This is a genomic window from Pseudomonas onubensis (genome assembly GCF_965653655.1).
Taxonomy (GTDB): domain Bacteria; phylum Pseudomonadota; class Gammaproteobacteria; order Pseudomonadales; family Pseudomonadaceae; genus Aquipseudomonas.
Genome location: NZ_CBFHAZ010000012.1, coordinates 1 through 23152, shown reverse-complemented (window position 1 = coordinate 23152; position 23152 = coordinate 1). Strand labels below are relative to the sequence as shown.

The 23152-nt window shown below is 60.4% G+C and carries 18 protein-coding genes; 11 read left to right on the top strand and 7 right to left on the bottom strand.

Features of this window, described 5'->3' with window-relative positions; translation table 11 throughout:
- Window positions 1-83: 83 nt before the first annotated feature.
- On the bottom strand, window positions 84-950 hold the full coding sequence (locus tag ACTD9P_RS06595; RefSeq protein WP_438867087.1) for a pirin family protein: 867 nt from the start codon (window positions 948-950) through the stop codon (window positions 84-86).
- A gap of 109 nt (window positions 951-1059) precedes the next feature.
- Here ACTD9P_RS06595 and ACTD9P_RS06590 point away from each other — a divergent pair, with 109 nt between their 5' ends.
- A complete protein-coding gene (locus ACTD9P_RS06590) occupies window positions 1060-1965 on the top strand; it encodes a LysR family transcriptional regulator (protein WP_438867086.1) in 906 nt (301 codons plus the stop codon).
- Between the two features lie 121 nt (window positions 1966-2086).
- Here ACTD9P_RS06590 and ACTD9P_RS06585 read toward each other — a convergent pair whose 3' ends face one another.
- Window positions 2087-3289: a Bcr/CflA family efflux MFS transporter gene (locus ACTD9P_RS06585; RefSeq protein ID WP_438867085.1), complete on the bottom strand. Its 1203-nt coding sequence runs from the start codon at window positions 3287-3289 to the stop codon at window positions 2087-2089.
- A 101-nt stretch (window positions 3290-3390) separates the two neighbouring features.
- Between ACTD9P_RS06585 and ACTD9P_RS06580 the strand changes: the two genes are divergently transcribed.
- From ACTD9P_RS06580 to ACTD9P_RS06555, 6 genes are all read left to right on the top strand, one after another.
- Window positions 3391-4497, top strand: coding sequence for an efflux RND transporter periplasmic adaptor subunit (locus ACTD9P_RS06580; protein ID WP_438867084.1), 1107 nt, complete (start codon window positions 3391-3393; stop codon window positions 4495-4497).
- 2 nt (window positions 4498-4499) lie between these two features.
- Window positions 4500-7583, top strand: a complete 3084-nt coding sequence (locus tag ACTD9P_RS06575) for an efflux RND transporter permease subunit (RefSeq protein WP_438867083.1) — start codon at window positions 4500-4502, stop codon at window positions 7581-7583.
- 146 nt (window positions 7584-7729) lie between these two features.
- Window positions 7730-12529 carry an RHS repeat-associated core domain-containing protein gene (locus tag ACTD9P_RS06570; RefSeq protein ID WP_438867148.1) on the top strand — a complete coding sequence of 1600 codons (4800 nt, stop codon included), beginning with the start codon at window positions 7730-7732 and terminating at the stop codon, window positions 12527-12529.
- Entirely contained in the window at window positions 12526-12906 is a 381-nt protein-coding gene (locus ACTD9P_RS06565) for a hypothetical protein (protein WP_069785845.1), read from the top strand. The genes ACTD9P_RS06570 and ACTD9P_RS06565 overlap by 4 nt, the downstream gene beginning before the upstream one ends.
- A 26-nt stretch (window positions 12907-12932) precedes the next feature.
- Window positions 12933-13217: a hypothetical protein gene (locus ACTD9P_RS06560; protein ID WP_438867082.1), complete on the top strand. Its 285-nt coding sequence runs from the start codon at window positions 12933-12935 to the stop codon at window positions 13215-13217.
- Window positions 13211-13627 carry a hypothetical protein gene (locus tag ACTD9P_RS06555; RefSeq protein ID WP_438867081.1) on the top strand — a complete coding sequence of 139 codons (417 nt, stop codon included), beginning with the start codon at window positions 13211-13213 and terminating at the stop codon, window positions 13625-13627. Before ACTD9P_RS06560 ends, ACTD9P_RS06555 begins: the two co-directional genes overlap by 7 nt.
- A 262-nt stretch (window positions 13628-13889) precedes the next feature.
- Here ACTD9P_RS06555 and ACTD9P_RS06550 read toward each other — a convergent pair whose 3' ends face one another.
- From ACTD9P_RS06550 to ACTD9P_RS06530, 5 genes are all read right to left on the bottom strand, one after another.
- Window positions 13890-15119: a M20/M25/M40 family metallo-hydrolase gene (locus tag ACTD9P_RS06550; protein ID WP_438867080.1), complete on the bottom strand. Its 1230-nt coding sequence runs from the start codon at window positions 15117-15119 to the stop codon at window positions 13890-13892.
- 47 nt (window positions 15120-15166) lie between these two features.
- Window positions 15167-16225, bottom strand: coding sequence for a diguanylate cyclase (locus tag ACTD9P_RS06545; protein ID WP_438867079.1), 1059 nt, complete (start codon window positions 16223-16225; stop codon window positions 15167-15169).
- Between the two features lie 80 nt (window positions 16226-16305).
- Window positions 16306-16938, bottom strand: a complete 633-nt coding sequence (locus tag ACTD9P_RS06540) for a LysE family translocator (protein WP_017137772.1) — start codon at window positions 16936-16938, stop codon at window positions 16306-16308.
- Window positions 16939-17005: 67 nt separating this feature from the next.
- Entirely contained in the window at window positions 17006-17875 is an 870-nt protein-coding gene (locus ACTD9P_RS06535) for a sugar phosphate isomerase/epimerase family protein (protein WP_438867078.1), read from the bottom strand.
- Between the two features lie 26 nt (window positions 17876-17901).
- On the bottom strand, window positions 17902-18066 hold the full coding sequence (locus ACTD9P_RS06530) for a rubredoxin (RefSeq protein WP_016968943.1): 165 nt from the start codon (window positions 18064-18066) through the stop codon (window positions 17902-17904).
- Window positions 18067-18224: 158 nt separating this feature from the next.
- On the opposite strand from ACTD9P_RS06530, the gene ACTD9P_RS06525 reads away from it, so the two are divergent.
- The 4 genes from ACTD9P_RS06525 (at window position 18225) to ACTD9P_RS06510 (ending at window position 23056) form a co-directional block, all read left to right on the top strand.
- Window positions 18225-19634, top strand: a complete 1410-nt coding sequence (locus tag ACTD9P_RS06525; RefSeq protein ID WP_438867077.1) for an aminotransferase-like domain-containing protein — start codon at window positions 18225-18227, stop codon at window positions 19632-19634.
- A gap of 117 nt (window positions 19635-19751) precedes the next feature.
- On the top strand, window positions 19752-20492 hold the full coding sequence (locus ACTD9P_RS06520) for a response regulator (RefSeq protein ID WP_438867076.1): 741 nt from the start codon (window positions 19752-19754) through the stop codon (window positions 20490-20492).
- On the top strand, window positions 20489-21796 hold the full coding sequence (locus ACTD9P_RS06515; RefSeq protein ID WP_438867075.1) for an ATP-binding protein: 1308 nt from the start codon (window positions 20489-20491) through the stop codon (window positions 21794-21796). The genes ACTD9P_RS06520 and ACTD9P_RS06515 overlap by 4 nt, the downstream gene beginning before the upstream one ends.
- 177 nt (window positions 21797-21973) lie before the next feature.
- Complete coding sequence (locus tag ACTD9P_RS06510) at window positions 21974-23056, top strand: LLM class flavin-dependent oxidoreductase (protein ID WP_438867074.1); 1083 nt, start codon at window positions 21974-21976, stop codon at window positions 23054-23056.
- Window positions 23057-23152 lie beyond the last annotated feature (96 nt).

The following is a 23152-nucleotide window of genomic DNA, read 5'->3' as shown; positions in this document are numbered from 1 at the left end:
GTGGCAACCCTTGGGTCTCGCGCTTACTTGGCGCCAGTCAGCGCGTTATAGCTGGTCAACAGGTTGCGATAGTCCGGGATGAATCAGTGATGCATCTGGCCGAACTGGCCGGACTGGAAGTCGGCAAAAGCCTGGTGGATCTCTTGCTCGGTGTTCATCACGAACGGGCCGTGGCCGACGATGGGTTCGTCGATGGGTTCACCGCTGAGCAGCAGGAACATCGCGTCGTTGTTGGACTCCAGGGCGAGTTGATCACCGTCGCGTTCGAACAATGCAAGCTGCCCTTCGCGCACCAGTTCCTGGCCATTGACCTGTACCGTGCCCTTGAGCACCACCAGCGCGGTGTTGCGCCCGGCGTGCAGGTCGAGGGTCACGGCCTTGCCGGCGTTGAGGCGCACATCCCACACGTCGATCGGCGTGAAGGTGCGGGCCGGGCCTTGTTTACCGGCAAACTCCCCGGCAATCAGGCGCAGGGTGCCGGCGTTATCGGCCAGGGGCAGCGCCGGGATATCGCCGTCGAGGATGGTCTGGTAGCCGGCGTCGGTCATTTTGTCCTTGGCCGGCAGGTTGACCCACAACTGCACCATTTCCAGCGCACCGCCTTTTTGGGCAAACGCTTCGGAGTGGAACTCCTCATGCAGGATGCCTTTGGCCGCCGTCATCCATTGCACATCGCCTGGGCCGATGGTGCCGCCAGCGCCGGTGGAATCGCGGTGCTCGACTTCGCCCTTGTAGACGATGGTCACGGTTTCAAAGCCGCGATGCGGGTGCTGGCCGACGCCACGACGGGCTTGAGTCGGGGTGAAATCGGCCGGCCCGGCGTGGTCCAGCAACAGGAACGGGCTGATGTGTTTGCCCATGGTGTCGTAGGAAAACAGCGTGCGAACCGGAAAGCCGTCGCCTACCCAATGGCTGCGTGGGCTGGTGTAGATACCGATGATGTTTTTCATGGCGTTTCTCCAAAGGCGTGAAAGCAGTGCATGAACACAGCTTAAATCCGCTACCTTTACCGCGCTAGACGGCAAAAATAACCCTTAGCGTTCTATTTGGAGAACGATAGTGGAAGACCTCAACACCCTCTATTACTTCACCCAAGTGGTCGAGCACCGTGGTTTTGCCGCCGCGGGCCGCGCGCTGGACATGCCCAAGTCGAAGCTGAGCCGGCGTATCAGCCAGCTTGAAGAGCGCCTGGGTGTACGCCTGATCAACCGCACCAGCCGGCATTGCTCGCTCACCGAAATCGGCCAGGTCTATTACCAGCGCTGCCTGGCCATGCGGGTGGAGGCCGAAGCCGCAGCCGAAGTGATCGAGCGCAACCGTTCCGAGCCCCAGGGCATTGTGCGTTTGAGCTGCCCCACCGCTCTGCTCAACTCCTGGGTCGGGCCGATGCTGACCCGCTATATGCTCAAATACCCGCTGGTGGAGTTGCATCTGGAGAGCACCAACCGGCGTGTGGACGTGATTCACGAAGGCTTCGACATCGCCCTGCGCATTCGCTTTCCGCCCTTGGAAGACACCGATCTGGTGATGAAGGTACTCGGCAACAGCACGCAGTGCCTGGTGGGCAGCCCGGCGTTGGTGGCGCGCCTGTCCAGCCCGCCATTGCCGGCGGATTTGAACGGTTTGCCGAGCGTGTATTGGGGTTCGGCGCAGCGCGAATATCAGTGGGAATTGTTTGGCGAGAACGGTGCCAGCGCGGTGATCCGGCATTTCCCGCGGATGATCACCGATGACCTGTTGGCGTTGCGCCACGCGGTGTGCGCCGGGGTGGGGATTGCGCACCTGCCAAGTGTGGTGGTGCGCGAGGATATTGCCGCCGGGCGCCTGGTCAACTTGATCCCCGGGTGGTCACCGAGGACCGGGATCGTGCATGCGATTTTCCCTTCGCGCCGTGGGCTATTGCCGTCGGTGCGCACGTTGATTGATTTTCTCGGCGAGGAATTCGCGCTGAGCGACATGGCCTGACCGCTGATCGTTCCCACGCTCTGCGCGGGAATGCATCCAGTGACGCTCTGCGTCGCGACTGCCAGAGCGGGACGCGGAGCGTCCGGGGCGGCATTCCCACGCGGAGCGTGGGAACGATCACCTACGCCGCTGCCAGCACCGCCTGGCGCTGGCGCAGCAGCTGGAACGCCACAAACGCCGAAACCGCAAAGCTCGCCTGGATCATGATCATCGGCGTGGCACTGCCATCGCGCAGATGGCTCAACAACAGCCCACTGCACGTCGCGCCAAACATCTGCGAAAAGCCCATCAACCCCGCCGCCAGCCCCGCACGATGCGCGTTGGGCATCACCCCGCCCGTCACCGAGCCCGGCAACACCAGGCCGCCACCCAGGGTGACCAATGCCACCGGAATGTCCAGGCCCAGCGCCGACAGGCCGAACAGCTCGTAAATCACCACCGCCAAAATCCCACCGACGGCGACCAGCGTCACGCCCATCGACACAATCCGCTGCGGCCCCATGCGCAGGATATTGCGCCGAGTGTAGGTAGAACCCACGATCAACATCGACACGATCAGGCCAAAATTAAGCCCGTACTCAAGGCTGCTGAACCCCAGCAAGTTGATAAACACCGCCGATGAACCCGCGATCACCGCGAACATCGCGCCATAGGTGCAAGCCAAGGCCACCGCGTACGCTCGATACTGGCGGCCCTTGAGCAGATCCAGGTATTGCCCGCCGAGGGTGCGCCAATGCCCGGCCTTGGGGTCCAGAAAGTGATTGCTCTCGCGAAAGAACAGCAGCGCCAACATCAGCACCACGCTGCCGATCACCAGCGCCAGCACGATCGGCGCCTGCCAGCCCAGCAGCTTGATCAGCAGGCCACCGATCATCGGCGCCACGACAATGGCGTAAAGCATGCCGATCATGGTCAACGCCAGCGCCGGCCCGGCTTCGGCCTTCCACACATCACGCACCACCGTGCGCGCCAACACCAACGCGGCGCAGGCGCCCAGGCCTTGCAGCACGCGGGCAGCGATAAATTGCTGAATATCGCTGACCAACAGCATCGAAAGGGTTGCCAGCACATACAGCCCCAACCCGCCCAGCAGCACGGGGCGGCGACCGATGCGGTCCGACAGCGGCCCGAACAGCAACTGCCCAAGGCCAAAGGCGGCGACAAATGCCGACAACGCCATCAACGCCGAACCGACTGGCGCGGCCAGCGCCTGCTCGATGGCGCCCAGGCCGGGGATGAGCAATTGGGTCGAGACTTCACCGAGTGCGGTGAGCGCCACCAGTAAAAACAACAGGCTTCGCGAGGGGGCCGGGGCGTTCGACATTGGGGATATCCGGGGGCTGGATTAATTTATATTTCGACCATAATATGAGCAAAAAATTATGTCCATAATTTTTTATCCATTGGCCACCCCTGGAGCCCCTCATGCACCCTCTTCCCCTGCGCCTTCTCGCGCCCCTGGCTTTATTGATCGTCCTCGGCGGCTGCAACAGCAAGGCCGACACCGCCGCCGAAGTGCCGCTGCCGCGTCCCGTCCTGGCCGCCAAGGTAGAAGCCGCCGGCACCCAGCAAAGCGCCTACACCGGCGTGGTCGCGGCGCGCACCGAAAGCGATTTGGGCTTTCGGGTCAGCGGCAAAGTCATTGAGCGCAAGGTAGACCCCGGCCAGCACGTCGCCCGTGGTGACACCTTATTGGTGCTGGACATCGGCGACTTCGAACTGGCCCTGCGTTCGGCCAAAAACCGCGTCAACGCCGCCCAGGCGCAATTGCGCCAGCGCCGTGATGACGAGAACCGCTACCAGCGCCTGGCCAGTACCGGCGCTGTGTCGCGGCAGATCTTCGACCAGTCGGCGACCAACCTGCGCGTGGCCGAAGCCGAGTTGGCGTCGGCGCAATCGGATGCCAGCCAGATCGAAAACCGTCGCACCTACTCGGTGCTCAAGGCCGATGGCGACGGCATCATCACCGATGTGCGCGTGGATCGCGGCCAGGTGGTCGCCGAAGGCCAGATCGTGGCGCGCCTGGCCCATGACGGCGCCCGCGAAGCCATCGTCAACCTGCCGGAAAACCAGCGCGACCAGGCCGCGCAAAAAGCCCTGGCCTTCCCGTTCGGTGCGCCGGACCAAGCCGTGACGGCCACCCTGCGCGAGCTGTCGGCGAGTGCCGACCCTACCACCCGCACCTACCGCGCACGCTACGTGCTGCATGGCGCCGTCGACCGTTTCGCCCTTGGCTCGACCATCACCGTGCGCCTGCAAGGCAACGGCCAGGCCCAGCAAACCCGCGTGCCCATCGGCGCGTTGCAGGATGCGGGGCAAGGTACCGGCGTGTGGGTGATTGGCGCGGACGACACGATCAGCTTCGCCCCGGTGACGGTCGCCAGTCTTGGCCAGGAAGACGCCCTGCTCGACAGCGGCGTAACCCCCGGCCAAATCGTCGTCGCCCTCGGCGCGCACCTGCTGCACAACGGCGACGCGGTGCGCCTGCTGCCGGCCCAAGTACTGGCCCTCAACCGTAAACAGGACCACTGAGCATGCGCGGCATCAACCTCTCCGAACTGGCGGTAAAGCACCGCGCCGTCACGCTGTTTCTGATCATCGCGATCCTCGCCGCCGGGATCTTCTCGTTCGGCAAGCTGGGGCGCGCCGAAGACCCGTCGTTTACCGTCAAAGTCATGACCATCACCGCCGCCTGGCCCGGCGCCACCGCCCAGGAGATGCAGGAACAGGTCGCCGACCGCCTGGAAAAACGCCTGCAGGAACTGGACTACTACGACCGCGTCGAGACCATCGCCCAGCCCGGTTTTGTGTCGATGCGCATGACCTACAAGGAGTCCACGCGCCCCAGCGAAATCCAGGACCTGTTCTACCAGACCCGCAAAAAGCTCAGCGACGAAGCGGCGAAACTGCCCAAAGGCGTGATCGGGCCGTTCTTCAATGATGAATATTCCGATGTGTATTTCGCCCTGTATGCGCTGGAAGCCGAGCATCTGCCACATCGCCAGCAAGTGCAGATGGCCGAAGGCTTGCGCCAGGGCCTGCTTAACCTGCCAGGCGTGAAGAAAGTCAATATCCTCGGCGAGCAGGCGCAGCGAATCTTCGTCGAGTTCTCCTATGAGCGCCTGGCCACGCTGGGCATCAAGCCAGACCAGATCTTCGCCGCCCTCGCCGCACAGAACGCCGTGGCGCCGTCGGGCTTTGTCGAAACCGCAGGCGCGCGTGCCTATATTCGCATCGACGGCGCCTTCGACAGCCTGGCGCTGATCGAAAACGTACCGCTGGAAGTCAACGGCCGCGTGTTGCGCATTGCCGATGTGGCCAGCGTGAGCCGTGGTTATGAAGATCCGCCCAGCTACCGCATCCGCCATCAGGGCGACCCGGCGCTGATGCTTGGCGTGATCATGGAGAAACACTGGAACGGCCTGGAACTGGACAAAAGCCTCAAGGCCCAGGAAGCCAGAATCCAGGCGGACCTGCCGCTGGGGGTGAACTTCGCCAAGGTCTCCGACCAGGCGAAAAACATCAGCCTGGCGGTGAATGAATTCATGCTCAAATTCTTCGTCGCCTTGGCCGTGGTGATGGTCATCAGCCTGTTGGCCCTGGGCTTTCGCGTCGGGCTGGTAGTGGCCGCCGCAGTGCCGCTGACCTTATCCGTAGTGTTTGTGATCATGTTGCTCACCGGGCGTGAATTTGACCGCATTACCTTGGGCGCATTGATTATTTCCCTGGGTTTGCTGGTGGACGACGCGATCATCGCCATCGAGATGATGGTGGTAAAACTCGAAGAAGGGTTTGACCGGATTCACGCCGCCACGTTTGCCTGGAGCTCCACTGCGGCGCCGATGCTCACCGGCACCTTGGTGACCATCATCGGCTTTCTGCCGGTGGGTTTTGCGCGCTCAGGCGCCGGCGAATATGCCGGGAATATCTTTTGGATCGTCGGCTTTGCGCTGATTTCATCCTGGCTGGTGGCCGTGGTGTTTACGCCGTACCTGGGCGTGAAGTTGCTGCCGCAGATCAAACCGGTGCCGGGCGGGCATGACGCGATTTACGCCGGCCGTTATTACCAGAAACTGCGCAGCCTGGTCGAAGCCTGCGTGCGCCAACGTTGGCTGGTTACCGGCCTGGTGGTTGGTGCCTTTGTGCTGTGCGTGCTGGGCATGGGCGTGGTGAAGAAGCAGTTTTTCCCCAACTCCGACCGTTCCGAGCTGATCCTTGAGGTGTACATGCCGCCTGGCAGCGCCTTCAAAAGCACCGAAGCGGTGGCGGCGCAGCTGGAAAAAGCCTTGCTGCAAGAGCCGCAAACCAGCCTGGTCGACACCTATGTGGGCGGCGGTGCGCCACGCTTTTTCCTGTCGCTGAACCCCGAACTGCCCGACCCGGCATTTGCCAAACTGATTGTGCAAACCCCGGACTCCCATGCCCGTGACGCGCTGAAAGTGCGTATGCGTGAACGCATTGCCGCCGGTGAATTCCCGGCCGCGCGGGTGCGCGTCACGCAATTGCTGTTTGGCCCGCCGGTGCCGTTCCCAGTGGTGTTTCGCGTGTCCGGGCCGAATGTGGATGTGCTGCGCGGCGTGTCCGAAGACGTGCGCCGCGTCGTGGCGGCCAACACGCTGACCAAGGACGCTTTCCTCGACTGGGGCGAGCGCACCAGCGGCTATCGGCTGGTGCTGGACCAGGACCGCCTGCGCCTGTTGGGCTTCACGCCCAACGAGGTCAAATCCCAGCTCAACGCCTTGCTCAGCGGCAACCCGATCACCGAAGTGCGCGAAGGCAACCGCACCGTCTCGGTGGTCGCGCGCGCCCAGGGCAACCAGCGCGAAAACCTCGGCAACCTTAACAACATGACCCTCACCAACAGCGCCGGCACCTCGGTGCCGCTGGCCCAGGTCGGGCACTTCCAGGCGGTGATGGAAGAGCCGATCCTCAAACGTCGCAACCGTGCAAGCACCGTGGAAGTGCGCGCCGACATCATCGACGGCGTGCAACCGCCCGACGTGGAAATGGCCGTGTACAAAGACCTGCAACCCTTGATCGCCAAGCTGCCCGCCGGTTACCAGATCGAGATCGGCGGCCCGGTGGAAGAAAGCGCCAAGGCCAACGTGGCGCTGGCGGCACTGTTCCCGATCATGATTTTGCTGACCCTCACGGTGATCATGTTCCAGGTGCGCTCGTTCGGCGTGATGTTCATGGTCTTTGCCACGGCGCCGCTGGGCTTGATTGGCGCGGTGCCGACCTTGCTGCTGTTCAACCAGCCGTTCGGCTTTAACGCAATTCTGGGCCTGATCGGTATCGGCGGCATTCTGATGCGCAACACGCTGATCTTTACCGACCAGATCCGCCAGAACCAGGACCACGGCATGGCGGTGCGCGAGGCGATTATCGAAGCCACCGTGCGCCGGGCGCGACCGGTGATCCTGACCGCATTGGCAGCGGCGCTGGCGTTTATTCCGTTGACGCTGTCGGTGTTCTGGTCGTCCCTGGCCTACGTGCTGATTGGCGGGGTGCTGGTGGGCACCGTGTTGACGCTGTTGTTCCTGCCGGCGCTGTGCAGCCTGGTGCTTGGGCGGGAGCGCACGAAGGCCGTTGAAACTTCCCACGTAACCACCGGATAAGCTCTACAGAGTTGTCCTGAAAATCTCTGCAAAGTCCTTCGCCTGATCACACAGTGCGAGGGATTGCAGATGGTTTTTCCGACTTACAAGGTTGTCTTTTGATCGCCGCCACCGGCCAGACTATTGGCCTGTTGGTGCTGGCGGCCATGGATTCGAAAACGCGCGACGTCGAGTCCGTGCTTGGCGATTTCCGACGTTGCCTGAATTCATACGACACCTGGGCGCAGAGCTTCTTGAGCTTTTCGGCGCTGGATGTCGAGCAGGTGTTCAAGGTCGGCAATGAAGTGGCGCTGGTCGCGCCGATCGACCGATCGATCATTCCCAGCACTACTGTCGCCACCTGCCAGGCCAACGGCACGTTGACCCTGGTGCACATGTTTCAAAGCGCGCGTTTTGTGCCCATCGGCAATACGCCGGTGGTGCTGCAACGCGTCGATCCCAACGGTGGCCCATTGGGCGAGCCGATCCACAAGACTATCGGCCCCAGCGGCATTCTCGAAATCACCGAGTGTGATCGCGACCAGCAATACCGTGTCAATTTTTACCCCAACGTTTCCAGCGAACACTTCAAAGCGCTGTATGCCTCGTATCAGTCGGTGATCGCGCCGCTGGAAGGCTGGCTGCGCAGCGAGTGGAGCGGCACGTTTGCAGCGTTGTGGCAGGACTACTCCGAGGCCAATTTCCTCAAACGCTATCTTGTGCTGGACCAGGCTTATGCCAAGGGGTTTGGCGAGGCGCTGTACTCACTGTGGGACAGCCTCAAGCAGCTGTTTGAGTGGCTTGCGCACCCGCTGGACAACGCTGAAAAGCTGTTGAGTTATCTGTCCCAGGCCGAGTTTGAACAGCTGTTGAACGTCAGCGCCGAGATGCTTGCGAAAGGTTTGCTGGTGCTTAGCGACGAGCCGCTGTTGTTTATCTACCTGTCGGCCATGGTCAGTTGGATGCGGTTGTTGCCGCCTGCGTACATGAACGAGTTGCTGGGCGAGATCAGCGCCGACGTCTTGATCAACCTGTTGCTGGCCCTGGCCACGGGCGGCATGGGGATTGCGATACGCATGAGCGCCCAAGTGCTGGGCGGCATCAAGTCCCAGCGTGCGCGCCGGTGGTTGGAGCAACTGGCCGGGCAATTTGGTAAATCTCGCCTGGATGAGCATGTCGAAGCCGCCAAGCCGGTGTTGCTGGGCAGTGCCCCGACACCGATCAAGACCGTGCCGGTAGCGCCGCTGAAGGCTGGGGATCAATTGGTTGCCAACCCGGTGCCGGCGGTGCGCGGCAAGACGCAACAGACCGCGTTGGTGCGCCAGGAACCTGTGGATGATGTGCCGGCTTCGGGCAAGAACCCCAATGGCGATGCGGCAGCTGCGGCGGACAAAACCGTTACCAATGGTTGCCCCGTTTCGATGGTCACCGGCGAGGAATTGCTGACCCTCACTGATGGCACGCTGGACGGGATTTTGCCGTTTGAGTGGACACGGTTGTATCGCACCAGTGCGGTGGAAGTGGATGGCGGGTTGGGGTTTGGCTGGAGCCATTCGCTGGCGCAGCGGTTGGTGGTTTCGGGTGATTCGGTGGTGTGGACGGATCATGAGAACCGCCGTACTGAGTTTCCTGTGCCTACCGCTGCTCGACCGGCGATTACCAATAGCTTGGCTGAAGCGGCGATCTATTTGGGCGACTTGCCCGATGAACTGGTGCTGGCTCAGGGGTCGCGTTTCTACCACTTTCAAGACGGTGTGCTGAGCGCCATCAGCGATGCGTATGACAATCGGCTGCGGGTTTTTCACGATCGTTTGGGGCGGGTTGAGCGGCTGGATAACGGTGTGGGGCGCTCGCTGTTTTTGCGTTATGAGCTGGGCCGCATTGTGGCGGTGGACTATCAGGTTCATCGGGCCAAGGGGCATGAGCCGTTTGAATGGGTCACCGAGCAGAAAGTTGTTTCCTACGCCTATGACGAACTTGGCCGACTGGTTTCTGCGACCAATGCTGTAGGTGAAAGCGAGGTTTATCGGTACGACGAGCAGCACGTCATTCTTGAGCGGCAGCTGGCCGGTGGCGCGAGCTTCTTTTGGGAGTGGGATGGGGCTGGTAAGGCTTCGCGGTGTGTTCGGCATTGGGCCAGCTTTTCGCAGATGGATACGCGGTATGCCTGGGGCGATGACGGCCGTGTCACGGTGCATAACGCTGATGGCAGCCGGGAAGTGTATGTCCACGATGACCGTGCGCGACTGGTGCAACGGATTGATCCTGACGGTGCTGAACACTTCAAATCCTATGACGACAAGGGCCGGCTGACGGTCGAGCAGGACCCGCTTGGGGCGGTGACGGGGTATCAGTACGACGAAGCCGGACGCTTGGTGGCGCTGTTTCCGGGGGACGATGAGCCGACGTCCTACGAGCATGACAACGGTTTCGTGCGCGTGGTACGCCGTGGTGAGGCTGTTTGGAAGTATGAGCGTAACGATCAGGGCGACGTCATTCGCAAGACCGATCCTGACGGCAATATTACGGACTACAGCTACAACAAATATGGGCAGCTGACGGGGGTTTGGTTTCCCGATAACAGTTGCCATCGGCTGGTATGGAATGAGCGGGGGCAGTTGCTTGAAGAGCTGCTGCCCAATGGGGGTAGCAAGCGTTATCGCTATGACGATCTAGGTCGTCAGATCACCCGTGAAGATGAACTCGGCAAGCTCACGCAGTACCAATGGGACGCTGCCGGGCGCCTGCGAAAACTAACCCAGCCAGGCGGCGCAACGCGCGAATACAGCTACAACGCCTACGGAAAAATCACCGCCGAACACGACGAACTCGGCCACGTCACTCGCTACGAATACGCCGACGGCCTGCACCTGATCAGCCGCCGTATCAACGCCAATGGCAGCCAGGTTAAATACCGCTACGACAATGCGCGCCTGCTGCTGACCTCGATCGAAAACGAGGCAGGCGAAACCTACCGGCTCGATTACCATCCCAACGGCCTGATCCAGCAGGAAATCGGCTTTGACGGCCAGCGCACGGCTTACGTGTATGACCTCAACGGCAACCTGACGGAAAAAACCGAACACGGCGACGACGGCAGTCAGCTCGTAACCCACTACGCGCGAGACCACGCCGGGCGCCTCGTAAGAAAAACCCTGCCGGACGGCAATATTGTCGACTATGCCTACGACCGCCAAGGCAATCTCCTCAGCGTCGACGACGGCCATTGGGCGCTGGCCTACGAGTACGACCCACAAAACCGCCTCACCGCCGAACACCAGGGCTGGGGCACCCTGCGCTACGGCTACGACGCCTGCGGGCAATTGCACCATCTACGCCTACCCGACAATAACCGGCTGGTGTTCAACCACGACAAAGGCGGCCACCTTTCCACCGTCGAACTGAACGGTGAAACCCTCACCTCGCACCTGTTCAAAACCGGCCGCGAACACCAACGCCAACAAGGCCAGCTCCTCAGCCACTACCACTACGACGACCAAAACCGCCTGCACGCCCACGCCGTCAGCCAACAGCAACACACCCTTTACCAACGCCAATACGACTACGACAAAAGCGGCACCCTCACCCGCCTGCTCGACACCCGCAAAGGCGAACACCACTACCACTACGACCCCCTCGCCCGCCTGACCCGCGCCGATCATTCGCAAGACGTAAAAGAACGCTTCGGCCACGACCCGGCCGGCAACCTGCTCATGCAAGACCGCCCCGGCCCGGACATCGTGGCGGGGAATCGGTTGATGATCCAGGGCGATCATCATTACGACTACGACGCCTTCGGCAATTTGATCCGCCAACGGCGTGGCAAGGGTCATCAGCTCGTTACGGAATACCGCTACGACTGCCAGCATCGGTTGATTGGGATCACACAACCGAACGGGCAAACAGCCAGCTATCGCTATGACCCGTTTGGTCGGCGGATCAGCAAGACGGTGGATGGAAAAACCACGGAGTTTTTCTGGCAGGGAGACAAGCTGGTAGCTGAACACCATGCCGATCGGCACCGCAGCTATATCTACGAGCCAGACAGTTTTCGCCCGTTGGCACTGCTGGAAGGTTTTGGCCCACAAGAAACAAAGCCCTTCCACTACCAACTCGACCACCTAGGCACGCCACAGGAACTGACAAACCCCGAAGGCGAAATCGTCTGGTCCGCACACTACCGCGCCTACGGTGAAATCGCCCGCCTGGACGTCAGAAAAGTCGACAACCCTTTGCGCTTCCAAGGCCAATATTTTGATGCCGAAAGCGGGCTGCACTACAACCGCCATCGCTACTACAATCCAGATATTGGTCGTTACCTGACGCCGGACCCGGTGAAGCTGGCGGGTGGGATTAATGCTTACCGGTATGTGCCTAATCCTACTGGATGGGTGGATCCGCTAGGCTTGAATACCTGTCCCGGAACGGATGGATGCAAGCCAAACAATTCTGCTCAAAATCCGATAGCAGGGGTTGAGCACGGCGAACCCGCTTTACCGCAACTGGCACGCGCACAGCGACAAGCACGCATTAATGAGCTTGGAGAGGCCAACGCTCACCGGCGCTTATCAGAGCTGGAAAGGTCAATCCCAGGGGCGCACTTCTTGGAAAAACACGGTGCTCAAACGTTACTCGAATCTCAACTTGAGCGAGTGATTACAGCTAGAAACCCTACCACTGGGGAAATTGAAACGTTCGATAGAGGGAGGAACGCAGGACAACCTCGGCCTCCAAGCGCCGCCACACGCTTCCTGAGCCATAGAGATCAATTGAACGCTATTGATCGAGCGATTTTAATCTTCAAACTTAACGGCCGGTCCCGAGCGCCTAAAGCAATGAACATGGGCAAAACAATCGGAGAAGGATATAAAAGAGAGGGACTGGAATATGGAAAACAAACCAAAGCAATCGTACATCTAAACACAGATGGAAAACCCATCACTGCTTATACGGAGTTTGACAAATGAACAAAAAACCAGACTTGGAAATCCTTCGAGGCCTATTGTTCACTTATTGTATAGAAAACACTAAAGATCTAGACAGAGAAGAAATTATAGTTTCCAAAAACATCAACAACCCAAAAGAGCTTGCAGAGCTTTTCGATGCATTGACCAAATCAGAATTTTTCTCCTACAGAGAAGACGAGCAACAATGGTTTATCGATACCCTTGAGCACTTCCTCTCTACCGACGAAAATTTCGAATCTGTTTTTTACTTATTCGATACCTACTTCGAAGATGAAATATTTGACAAAAGAGCCTTCATGATGGTGCTGCTCGAACGCCTAAAAAGCTACATGAGCGAAGCGCTCTCAGCTAAACCGATACAAGACGGCACCCACTAAACCCAACCCAAAGGCAAAACCAACCTATGCAACTAAGTACTAAATTCAAAAGCCACAAAATGCAACTTGCAGCGCTGAATGAGGTCACCACAAGAACAGCCCGCAAACTGGAGCCTTTCACTGAAGAGGATTACTACGGAAACCCCATCGTCCGCATAGAACTGCAAGGCTGTGGAGAAGGCTACATTCCTAACCCAGAGGATCTGACCAACCCAGTATATGATGATGACATGAATACCATCGTTGCAAAATTCGACCGTGAAACCAAAAAACTCTATACCCTATTTCCCGTGAGTGACGACCAATGCTAAAACACCCTTTTCTAAACAAGCCCTACCAGCCAAAATTTCGACACTTCCTTTCACCCTTCGATATCTATGATCGTGAAGAAACGCTAGGTGAAATATTTTCAACCTACAACATCAATCATAAACGCGACAGAGAAAAACTCATCAAAAAGTACATTATAGACAAAAGTACAGACTTGAATTATCGGCATCGAAAACTCCTGGTCGACACTTTAGGCGATGCACTTGAAGACGAAACTTATGATTTTTCGCAAGCTTTGAGCCAGGCTCCTGGTTTTTACTGTTCTCTACCTTGGGGATGGAGCGATATGGAGGATCCAAGAGGTTTCTTCGAGGACATCTACAGGATGACGAATGCGTGGTGGAAAGACGACCTCCAAAAAGCCAGCCTTGAAGACCCATCAACATGGTGAAAACACCACCTACACCACTGAAACACCCCCACCACTGTGGCGAGCAGGCTTGCCCTGCGTTGGGCTGCGAAGCAGCCCCAATAGGAGCAAAAAACGAGATACCCGCGTAAACCAGTGTCGTCTGTTTTGGGGCTGCTGCGCAGCCCAACGCAGGGCAAGCCTGCTCGCCACAACAAGCCTGCTCACAACAACAAGCCTGCTCACCCAAATAATAAGTTTGCGAACAGGAAGGCCCACCTATTGAGTGAGCCCTGCGAACCTCTCACCGCTTCGACAACTCCATAATCATCCGACTCAACAAATAAACCCGTGGCGCCACACTCTCCACCTCGGCATATTCCTCCGGCGTATGGATATTCCCGCCGACAATCCCAAACCCATCCAACGTTGGCGTCCCGACCCCGGCCGACAAGCTCGCATCTGCGGCCCCGCCGCTGCCTTCAATAGTCAGTTTGCGGCCCAGTTCGCCGTAGATGCTTTGGGCAATCGCGACCAATTTGTCCGACTCCGGCGTCTGTGGCATCGGCGGCAGGCCGCGCAGCAGGCTGGTCTTCACTTCGGTGTCCGGGATCAGCTTGTTGGCAGACACCCGCGCCAGGTCTTTTTCGATCCGATCAAATTCTTCCGGCAGTGCCGCGCGCACGTCGGCTTTGGCGGTGGCTTGGTCGGGGATGACGTTGGTGCGGTCGCCGGCCTTGATCACGGTGAAGTTGATGGTGGTTTTCTTCTCTTCATCGCCGAGTTTGCCCAACTGCAGGATCTGGTGCGCAGCTTCCATGGCGGCGTTGCGGCCCAGTTCGGGGGCAACGCCGGCGTGGGCGGCTTTGCCTTTGACTTCGACCACCGCAGTGGCGCTGCCTTTGCGCCATACCACCAGGCCGTCGGCTGGGCGGCCGGGTTCCAGGTTCAAGGTTACGTCGTTGGCCTTGGCGGTTTTGCGGATCAGCTCGGAGGCGGCGTCAGAGCCGGTTTCTTCGCTGGCGTCGAGCAGGAAGGTGATTTGCGCGTAGTCCTTGAAACCCTGGTTTTTCAGGACTTTGAGCGCGTAGATGCCGGCGACGATGCCGCCCTTGTCATCCATCACGCCGGGGCCGTAGGCGCGGCCATCCTTGATATGAAACGGGCGCTCGGCGGCCGAGCCTTCCTTGAATACGGTGTCCATGTGCGCCATCAGCAGGATCTTGGCTTTGCCGGTGCCCTTGAGGGTGGCGATCACATGGCTGTTGTTGGCCGCTTTGTCCGGCACCAGTTCAATGCTGAAACCGAGCTGTTTGAGTTCATCCACGGCGATATCGCGCACTTGGGTCAGGCCCGGCTCGTAGCCGGAGCCCGAGTCGATATTCACCAGGCGCTCGAGCAGTTTCAGGGCCTCGGCCTTGTACTGTTCGGCATCCGCCTGGATTTGCTTGTGGGGTTCGGCGCTGTAGGCCGGCACGGCGAAGGTCAGGGCCAGGGTGGCGGCCAGAAGGGTACGGGAGAAGGTGAAAAGCATGGACCGATCCTTGTTGTTGTGGGGAGGTGCAGCGCTACCCTACCCCACTAAACCGAGCGCAACCAACTGCCTTGCACCGAGCTGACGCGGTTGCGGCCACTGCTTTTGGCTTCATACAGCGCCTGGTCGGCGTCGTTGAGCCAACTGGTGGAATCGGCGTGCGCCGGCTGGTACGGCGCCAGGCCAATGCTCAAGCTGGCACGCAGGGTCGGGTCTTGCGCATAGGCCAATGCACTGAAGCGGTCACGCAAAGCGTCCATCACTTCGGTGGCTCGATTGAGCGGCATGCCCGGCAAAATCACGCAGAACTCGTCGCCGCCATAACGCCCGGCCAGGTCGGACGCGCGCAGGTTCTGGCGCAACACCTTGCTGAGTTGGCGCAGCACGATGTCGCCGGTGACATGCCCGTAAGTGTCGTTGATGGTCTTGAAATGGTCGATGTCGATCAGCGCAATGGCCGCGCCCACCTGTTCACGGCGGCAACGCTGGAACTCGATTTCCAGATGGTCCTTCCAGGCACCGTGATTGAGCAGGCCGGACAGGCTATCGGTGCGGCTCAAAGCCAGCAACTCGCGTTTATGGCGGGCCAGGGTCACGGCCTGGCGGTAGCAGATCCAGCCCAGCGCCAGGGGATAGAGCATCAGGATCGGCAGGCACGCGTACAGCTGCGCCGCGCTGGTCACCGCGATAAACGCCGGCGCGAACACCAACAGCGCGGCGCCGATGCCCAGCCCTTGCGCCACCCAGCCGGCGAGCATAAAGCGCGGCCCGCCGATGGCGACGTTGTTCATGGTCATCATCGACAGCGTGGTCACGCTGGGCAACGGGTTGAAGTGCATGGCACCGACCCAGAAGCCGCCGCAGAACGAATCGAAGAGTAAATTACGCCGTTCGCTGCGCAGTGAGTTGCTCGCGCGGCGCGACCACTGGTAGGCCAGGTGCGGCCAGGCAAAGGCGTTAATCAGCATCCAGGCCCACACCCACAGCGACGGGTGCAAGGGGTACATGCCAAATACCACGCAGACAAAACCCAGCGTCAGCCCCAAGAGCCGCGATTTGAACAGGCGCGAAGCGAGCGGAAGTCCATTTCCTCCGACGGCTGGCATGGTGGGGTGCAATCCTGGATGAGTGCCTGGAGTCTATCAGGGCAACGTCAAAGCGCCACTACTGCTTACCAGCTAATACTTCAGTGCGAAAACCCGCGCGCCAGCATCAATGCAACGCCCAATAGCAGCACCGCCGTGATCCGTTGCAACAGCACACGGCGCTTGGGGTTTTCCAGCACGTGCTTGATGCGCTGGCCGAAATAACAGTACAGGCAGCCGCTGGCAAACTGCAGGGTCAGAAACGTCAGCCCGAGAATGGCGATATCCGCCGCCGAGCTGTGTTCGCCTGCACCGGCAAACTGCGGGAACACGGCGCTGAACATGATGATGGTCTTGGGGTTGGAAAACCCGGTGAGCAGACCCTTGCCGAACAGGCTGCGCGAGCCTTCCACGGCGCCGCCCTGGTTGATCGACACACCGCTGCTGGTCCACTGCTTGTAGGCCAGGTACAGAATATAGGCCACGCCGACAAACTGGATGGTCTGGGTAATGGCGAGGTTGCCCTTGATCAATTCCGAAAAGCCTACGGCAAAGATCAGGATGGAAATCAGGTAGGACACACTGGCGCCGATCTGCGCCGGGATCGAACTGCGCAAGCCGTCCTTCAACCCCAGGCTCAACAGCAACAGGGTCATGGGGCCGGGGCTGAAGGTCATGGTGGCGCAAAACAGCAGGAAGTAGAGAAACGAAGACAGCGTTAACGCACTTGTCATGGGGCCGGAACCTTGGATTGATAAAAACGACAACGGGGCGCGCTTAAAGCACGCGCCCCTGGGCCTGTCAGGCGACGGCAATTTCAGTGGTCAGGGATTCGCGGTACATCAGCGCCAGGTCGGCCAGGGCAGCCTTGGCGGTCTGGTTGCGGGTTTCGAACGCCACCAGGCCCTTCCAGTTGGTTTCAACGATGGCCTGCACCACATCGGCGTAATCACAGTTGCCGTCATGAATGCCGAAGTGCTGATCCTGCACGCCATTGTTGTTGCTGAAGGAGATGCCTTTGATCAAGTGGTGATACTTGCGCACCACTTCGGCCGGCAGGCCGTTCTCGATGTTGGCGTGGCCCGCATCCAGGAAGAAGTACACGTTGCCATGGGCCTGCAGGCGCTCGAACACAAAGGCGTATTCAGCTTCGTGGGTGAAGATGTAGTGGAACGGCCGGTAGTTGACGTAGTTGGACAGGTTCTCCAGGTAGATATCCGTGCCCTTGGCCTCGGCGTACCTCGCCAGTTCCTGCACTGACTTGAGGTAGTGCTCCAGCGCAACCTTCTTGGCCATCAGCACCATTTTCGGCTCGACGATGCAGCCGCCGTGAATGATCAACGGCGCGCCGAGGCGGCTGGCGATATCAATCTCTTTTTTCACGTAGTCCACCGCCGCCATGCGGAACGCCTCGACATCACTGCCCAGCGGCGCCTTGAAGTTGCCGTGGAAGATCGGCTTTACGCCGGTGGCGGCGATTTGCGCCTGCAGGGCTTCAATGCGCGCATCGGTCCAGTCGTCGACCATCTCGCCGAACAGGCTGCCGTCGATGTACCAGTGGGTGCAGTCGCCTTCGATAGCGGTTTGCAGGCCTTTTTCGGCGCCGAGGTATTTCTGGTGCGCCACGCCGGTGCAGAACGGCACGGTGGGGTTGATCAGTTTGCTTTCCATGGAGCGATTCCTTTCGTTGATGGAGATTAGAGTTCAATGGCCATAAAGTCGGCCTTGGTCACGCCGCAGTCAGGGCATGTCCAGTCTTCCGGCACCTCTTCCCAAGGGGTGCCTGCCGGGATTCCGTCCTCCGGAATACCCAATTCTTCTACGTACATAAAACCGCAGGGTGCGCACATATAAGTCTTCATGAGAATGCGAAATCCATTGCTCGCGTGTAAGAAACGTCGCCAGCTTCCGGCGAGATGGCGCGCAGTCTAGGGCAGCGTCATTGCACAAGGCAGGTAAAGTGATGCCTAATCCGGCCTAACTTCACCGGTAAAAGCACCGGCAAAGACAAGGAAGGTTTATGTTTGTATCCGCCATCGCGTTTGTGGACGGCACGCCTAAGGTGCAGCAGATCGTCGACGCCTTCAGCCAGGCCATTGAAGGCGGTGAATGGGCACCCGGCAGCAAGTTGCCGTCGGTGCGCGAACTGACCCAGACCCTGGGGGTCAGCAAATTCACCCTCAACGAAGCGCTGGACCGCCTGCGCGGGCGCCATCTGCTGACCTCCAGCCAAGGCCGCGGTTATTTTGTGGCGATGGAAACCGCACGCCCGGCCGCCGCAACCTGGGTCGACCTGCTGCCCCAGGACCTGCTCAGCGTGCTGCGCCGACCGCTGGTCACCGCCAGCGGCGAGCTGCGCCCCGGTGGCGGGCACTTGCCGGAGGACTGGTTGAACGGCGAGGCCATCCGCCAAACGATGCGCAGCGTGGTACGCGCGCCGTCACTGCGCATCGCCGGCCTGGGCACGCCGGCCGGGCTGCTGCCGTTGCGCCAGGCCCTGCAACAGAAGCTGCACGGCGAAGGCCTGTCGGTGCCGGTGGAACAGATCATCACCACGCCCAACACCGTGCAGGGCCTGGACATGCTTATGCGCCTGCTCGCCCGCCCTGGCGACACGGTGCTGCTGGACGCGCCGTGCTACTTCAACTTCCACGCCAACCTGGCCCTGCACGGGGTCAAAGTGGTGACCATCGAGCGGCGCCCCGACGGCTTTGATTTTGCCGCGCTCGAACAACTGCTGGCCGAGCACCGCCCCAGCCTGTACCTGACCACCAGCGTGCTGCATAACCCCACCGGCCATTCCTTCAGCCCCGGCCAGGCGTTTCGCCTGCTACAACTGACCCAGCAGTACCATTGCCATATCGTCGAGGACGACCTCTACGGCGACCTGCACCCCAACCCGCCGCCGCGCCTGGCCGCCCTCGCCGGGCTGGATCAGGTCACCTACCTTTCCGGGTTTTCCAAGATCCTCAGCGCCAATACCCGCGTCAGCTACGTGGTGGCCGCGCCGCAATTGGCCGCCAACCTCACCAATATGAAGCTGATGAGCGGCGGCGTGACCTCGGAGCTGTTCGAACAGATCGTCTACCGCATGCTCAGCGAAGGCAGCTACGCCAAGCACCGCAAGCGTATGGTGCAGCGGTTGATGGAGTCTGGCGGGCGCGTCGAGCAATGGCTCAAGCGCTGCGGCTGCGAGTTGCCGATGGCTTATGAAGGCGGGATGTTTATCTGGGCGCGCCTGCCCAAGGGCGTAAACGGTGAACTGCTGGCCCAGGACGCGCTGAAACGCAGCCTGGTGTTGGCGCCGGGCGCGCTGTTCGGCTACGACCCGGCACACCTTAATTCGATGCGCTTTAATGTCGCCCACACGGACGAACCGCGTGCCCAGCGGGTGTTCGAGGCGCTGTTGCTCAAGGCCGTGCGCCACTGATTTTTGCTTCGCTGTGTATCTCGTTAGCGCCAGATACACTGCAATACAAAGGGCACAAGGCAAAGCCTGCGGCGATGGCTAGACTGCGGCCCAAGAGCATTTAACGAGGAAGGCAGCATGGATCATGTCGATCACATCCTGATCGTCGATGACGACCGGGAAATCCGCGAACTGGTGGGCAATTACCTGAAGAAAAACGGCATGCGCACCACCGTGGTTGCCGATGGCCGCCAGATGCGCAGCTTCCTCGACACCACGCCCGTGGACCTGATCGTGCTGGATATCATGATGCCCGGCGATGACGGCTTGCAGCTGTGCCGCGAACTGCGGGTGGGCAAGCACAAAACCACGCCGGTGCTGATGCTCACGGCGCGTAACGACGAAACCGACCGCATCATCGGCCTGGAAATGGGCGCCGATGATTACCTGGTCAAGCCGTTCGCCGCGCGTGAATTGCTTGCACGCATCACTGCCGTACTGCGGCGCACCCGCATGCTGCCGCCAAACCTTGTGGTGAGTGAAACCGGGCGGCTGATTCGCTTTGGTCGCTGGCGCCTGGACACCACCGCCCGCCACCTGCTCGACGAGGACGACACCCTGGTGGCCCTCAGCGGCGCCGAATACCGCCTGTTGCGGGTGTTTCTCGACCACCCGCAGCGCGTGCTCAACCGCGACCAATTGCTGAACCTGACCCAGGGGCGTGACGCCGACCTGTACGATCGCTCCATCGACCTGCTGGTGAGCCGCTTGCGCCAACGCCTGCTGGATGATGCCCGCGAACCGGCCTATATCAAGACCGTGCGCAGTGAGGGTTATGTGTTTTCACTGGCGGTGCAAATCCTCGGGGCCGAGCAATGAAGCCATGGCGGTTCGGTTGGCCGCGCACACTGGCGTCCCAGCTGTCGCTGATTTTTCTGATCAGCCTGGTGTGTGCCCATGGGTTGTCGTTCAGTGCGCAATTCTACGAGCGCTATATCAGTGCGCGCACGGTGATGCTCGGCAACCTGGAAAACGATGTGTCCACCTCGGTGGCCATCCTCGACCGCCTGCCCGCCAACGAGCGCGCCGATTGGCTGGCGCGTCTCGACCGGCAGAATTATCGGTACTTGCTCAACGCAGGCGAGGCCGGTGAACCGATGAGCAGCAACGACGTGCCCATGGCGGCCACCTCGATTGCGGACGCGCTGGGCGAGCATTACGCCCTGACCTTCCGCGAAATCCCCGGCATCCAGAAACACTTCCAGGTACACCTGACCCTGGCCGATGGCAACCCGATCACCCTCGATGTACGCCCCGCCGCCCTGCCCGTGGCCTATTGGTTGCCGGTGGTGCTGGTGCTGCAACTGGCGCTGCTGCTTGGCTGCACCTGGGTCGCAGTGCGTCTGGCCGTGCGCCCGCTGACGCGCCTGGCGCGTGCAGTCGAAACCCTCGACCCGAACGCCCACCCCACGCCCCTGGACGAAAGCGGCCCGAGTGAAGTCGCGCATGCCGCCGCGGCGTTCAATGCCATGCAACAGCGCATTGCCGAATACCTCAAGGAACGCATGCAGATCCTCGCCGCGATTTCCCATGACCTGCAAACGCCGATCACCCGCATGAAACTGCGCGCCGAGTTTATGGATGACAGTGCCGACCGCGACAAACTGTGGAACGACCTCAGCGAAATGGAGCACCTGGTACGTGAGGGCGTGGCGTATGCGCGCAGCGTTCACGGCGCCACCGAAGCCAGCCACCGCATTGACCTGGACGCCTTTCTCGACAGCCTGGTGTTTGACTATCAGGACATGCAAAAGCACGTCAGCCTGCACGGCAAAAGCGCGATGATCCTCGACACCCGCCCCCACGCGCTGCGCCGCGTGTTGGTGAACCTGGTGGACAACGCCCTTAAATTCGCCGGCAGCGCCGAGCTGGAAGTCAGTTCGACAGCCAAGGGCGAACTGTCGATCAAGGTGTTGGACCCAGGCCCGGGGATTGCCGAAGACGAACTGGCGCAGGTCATGCAGCCGTTCTACCGCGTGGAAAGCTCACGCAATCGCGGCACCGGCGGTACCGGGCTGGGGTTGGCGATTGCCCAGCAACTGGCGGTGGCGATCGGCGGCTCGCTGACCTTGAGTAATCGGGTCGAGGGCGGCTTGTGTGCCGAGATTCGGTTGAGCGTGTAGCCGTTTTAGATGAATGCATTATGCTAATAACCTTAGCAAACAATAATTCAAATTTTTAATAATTAGGTTAGAACCAACAGGCATTTTACAGACCCCGCCACTGCCCTTACTTTTGACCCGAGTGACCGACCCCACGCCCGGAGGAGGTGTTAATCGCGCAATCGACAAGGACAGACCATGAGCATCGAATTTATCGGTTATATCGGCGGCCATCACGCTTCCGAGATTCACCCGCGTAGCGGCCCTACCCTGCAACCGGACTACGTCGAAACCGTGGCCCGCGCCCACGAAGAAGCAGGTTTCGACCGCGCGCTAGTGGCGTTTCATTCCAACAGCCCGGACAGCACGCTGATCGCCGCGCATGCCGCCAGCGTGACCCAAAAACTGCAGTTCCTGATCGCCCATCGCCCAGGTTTTGCCCAGCCGACCTTGGCCGCACGCCAGTTCGCGACCCTGGACGTGTTCAACGGCGGGCGCACGGCCGTGCATATCATCACCGGCGGCGATGACCGTGAACTGCGCGCCGATGGCAGCCATATCGGCAAGGACGAGCGCTACGCACGTACCGACGAATACCTGAGCGTGGTGCGCCAGGAATGGACCAGCGAGCAACCCTTCGACTTCAGCGGCACCTACTACCAGGTCGTAGGCGCGCACTCGACGGTGAAATCGCCGCAGCAGCCGCATATCCCGCTGTACTTCGGCGGTTCTTCAGCGGCCGCGATTGCGGTGGCCGGCAAGCATGCCGACGTGTATGCGCTGTGGGGTGAAACCTACGAGCAGGTGCGCGAAGTGGTGACCCAGGTGCGTGCAGAGGCGGCCAAGCATGGGCGCACGATTCGCTTCAGCTTGTCGTTGCGGCCGATCCTTGCGCAAACCGAGGAATTGGCCTGGGCGCGTGCCGAGACCATCTTGCAACAGGCGACGGCACTGGCCGAAAAGCAGGGTTTTGTGCGCCGCGAACCACCCAACGAAGGCTCGCGCCGCTTGCTGGCAGCGGCAGCGCAGGGCTCGCGGTTGGACAAGCGCCTGTGGACCGGGATTGCCGGGTTGCTCGGGGCGCAGGGCAACTCCACATCATTGGTCGGCACCGCCGAACAAGTCGCGGAGGCGTTGCTGGACTACTACGACTTGGGCATCACCACCTTCCTGATACGCGGGTTCGACCCGCTCAATGATGCGATCGACTACGGCAAGCAACTGATCCCACTGACCCGCCAGCTGGTCGCCGAGCGTGAACAGGCCAAACAGGTCGCCTGATTAAAGAACACCACACAACCCATGTGGGAGCGGGCTTGCTCGCGAATGCGGTGGATCAGTCAATATTTGCGTTGACTGACACGCCGCATTCGCGAG

What these genes read in the sequence shown, in the direction of transcription:
- ACTD9P_RS06595 (WP_438867087.1), bottom strand. Translation starts at nt 950, where the DNA reads ATGAAAAACATCATCGGTATCTACACCAGCCCACGCAGCCATTGGGTA.
- ACTD9P_RS06585 (WP_438867085.1), bottom strand. Translation starts at nt 3,289, where the DNA reads ATGTCGAACGCCCCGGCCCCCTCGCGAAGCCTGTTGTTTTTACTGGTG.
- ACTD9P_RS06580 (WP_438867084.1), top strand. Translation starts at nt 3,391, where the DNA reads ATGCACCCTCTTCCCCTGCGCCTTCTCGCGCCCCTGGCTTTATTGATC.
- ACTD9P_RS06575 (WP_438867083.1), top strand. Translation starts at nt 4,500, where the DNA reads ATGCGCGGCATCAACCTCTCCGAACTGGCGGTAAAGCACCGCGCCGTC.
- ACTD9P_RS06570 (WP_438867148.1), top strand. Translation starts at nt 7,730, where the DNA reads ATGGATTCGAAAACGCGCGACGTCGAGTCCGTGCTTGGCGATTTCCGA.
- ACTD9P_RS06565 (WP_069785845.1), top strand. Translation starts at nt 12,526, where the DNA reads ATGAACAAAAAACCAGACTTGGAAATCCTTCGAGGCCTATTGTTCACT.
- ACTD9P_RS06560 (WP_438867082.1), top strand. Translation starts at nt 12,933, where the DNA reads ATGCAACTAAGTACTAAATTCAAAAGCCACAAAATGCAACTTGCAGCG.
- ACTD9P_RS06555 (WP_438867081.1), top strand. Translation starts at nt 13,211, where the DNA reads ATGCTAAAACACCCTTTTCTAAACAAGCCCTACCAGCCAAAATTTCGA.
- ACTD9P_RS06550 (WP_438867080.1), bottom strand. Translation starts at nt 15,119, where the DNA reads ATGCTTTTCACCTTCTCCCGTACCCTTCTGGCCGCCACCCTGGCCCTG.
- ACTD9P_RS06545 (WP_438867079.1), bottom strand. Translation starts at nt 16,225, where the DNA reads ATGCCAGCCGTCGGAGGAAATGGACTTCCGCTCGCTTCGCGCCTGTTC.
- ACTD9P_RS06540 (WP_017137772.1), bottom strand. Translation starts at nt 16,938, where the DNA reads ATGACAAGTGCGTTAACGCTGTCTTCGTTTCTCTACTTCCTGCTGTTT.
- ACTD9P_RS06535 (WP_438867078.1), bottom strand. Translation starts at nt 17,875, where the DNA reads ATGGAAAGCAAACTGATCAACCCCACCGTGCCGTTCTGCACCGGCGTG.
- ACTD9P_RS06530 (WP_016968943.1), bottom strand. Translation starts at nt 18,066, where the DNA reads ATGAAGACTTATATGTGCGCACCCTGCGGTTTTATGTACGTAGAAGAA.
- ACTD9P_RS06525 (WP_438867077.1), top strand. Translation starts at nt 18,225, where the DNA reads ATGTTTGTATCCGCCATCGCGTTTGTGGACGGCACGCCTAAGGTGCAG.
- ACTD9P_RS06520 (WP_438867076.1), top strand. Translation starts at nt 19,752, where the DNA reads ATGGATCATGTCGATCACATCCTGATCGTCGATGACGACCGGGAAATC.
- ACTD9P_RS06515 (WP_438867075.1), top strand. Translation starts at nt 20,489, where the DNA reads ATGAAGCCATGGCGGTTCGGTTGGCCGCGCACACTGGCGTCCCAGCTG.
- ACTD9P_RS06510 (WP_438867074.1), top strand. Translation starts at nt 21,974, where the DNA reads ATGAGCATCGAATTTATCGGTTATATCGGCGGCCATCACGCTTCCGAG.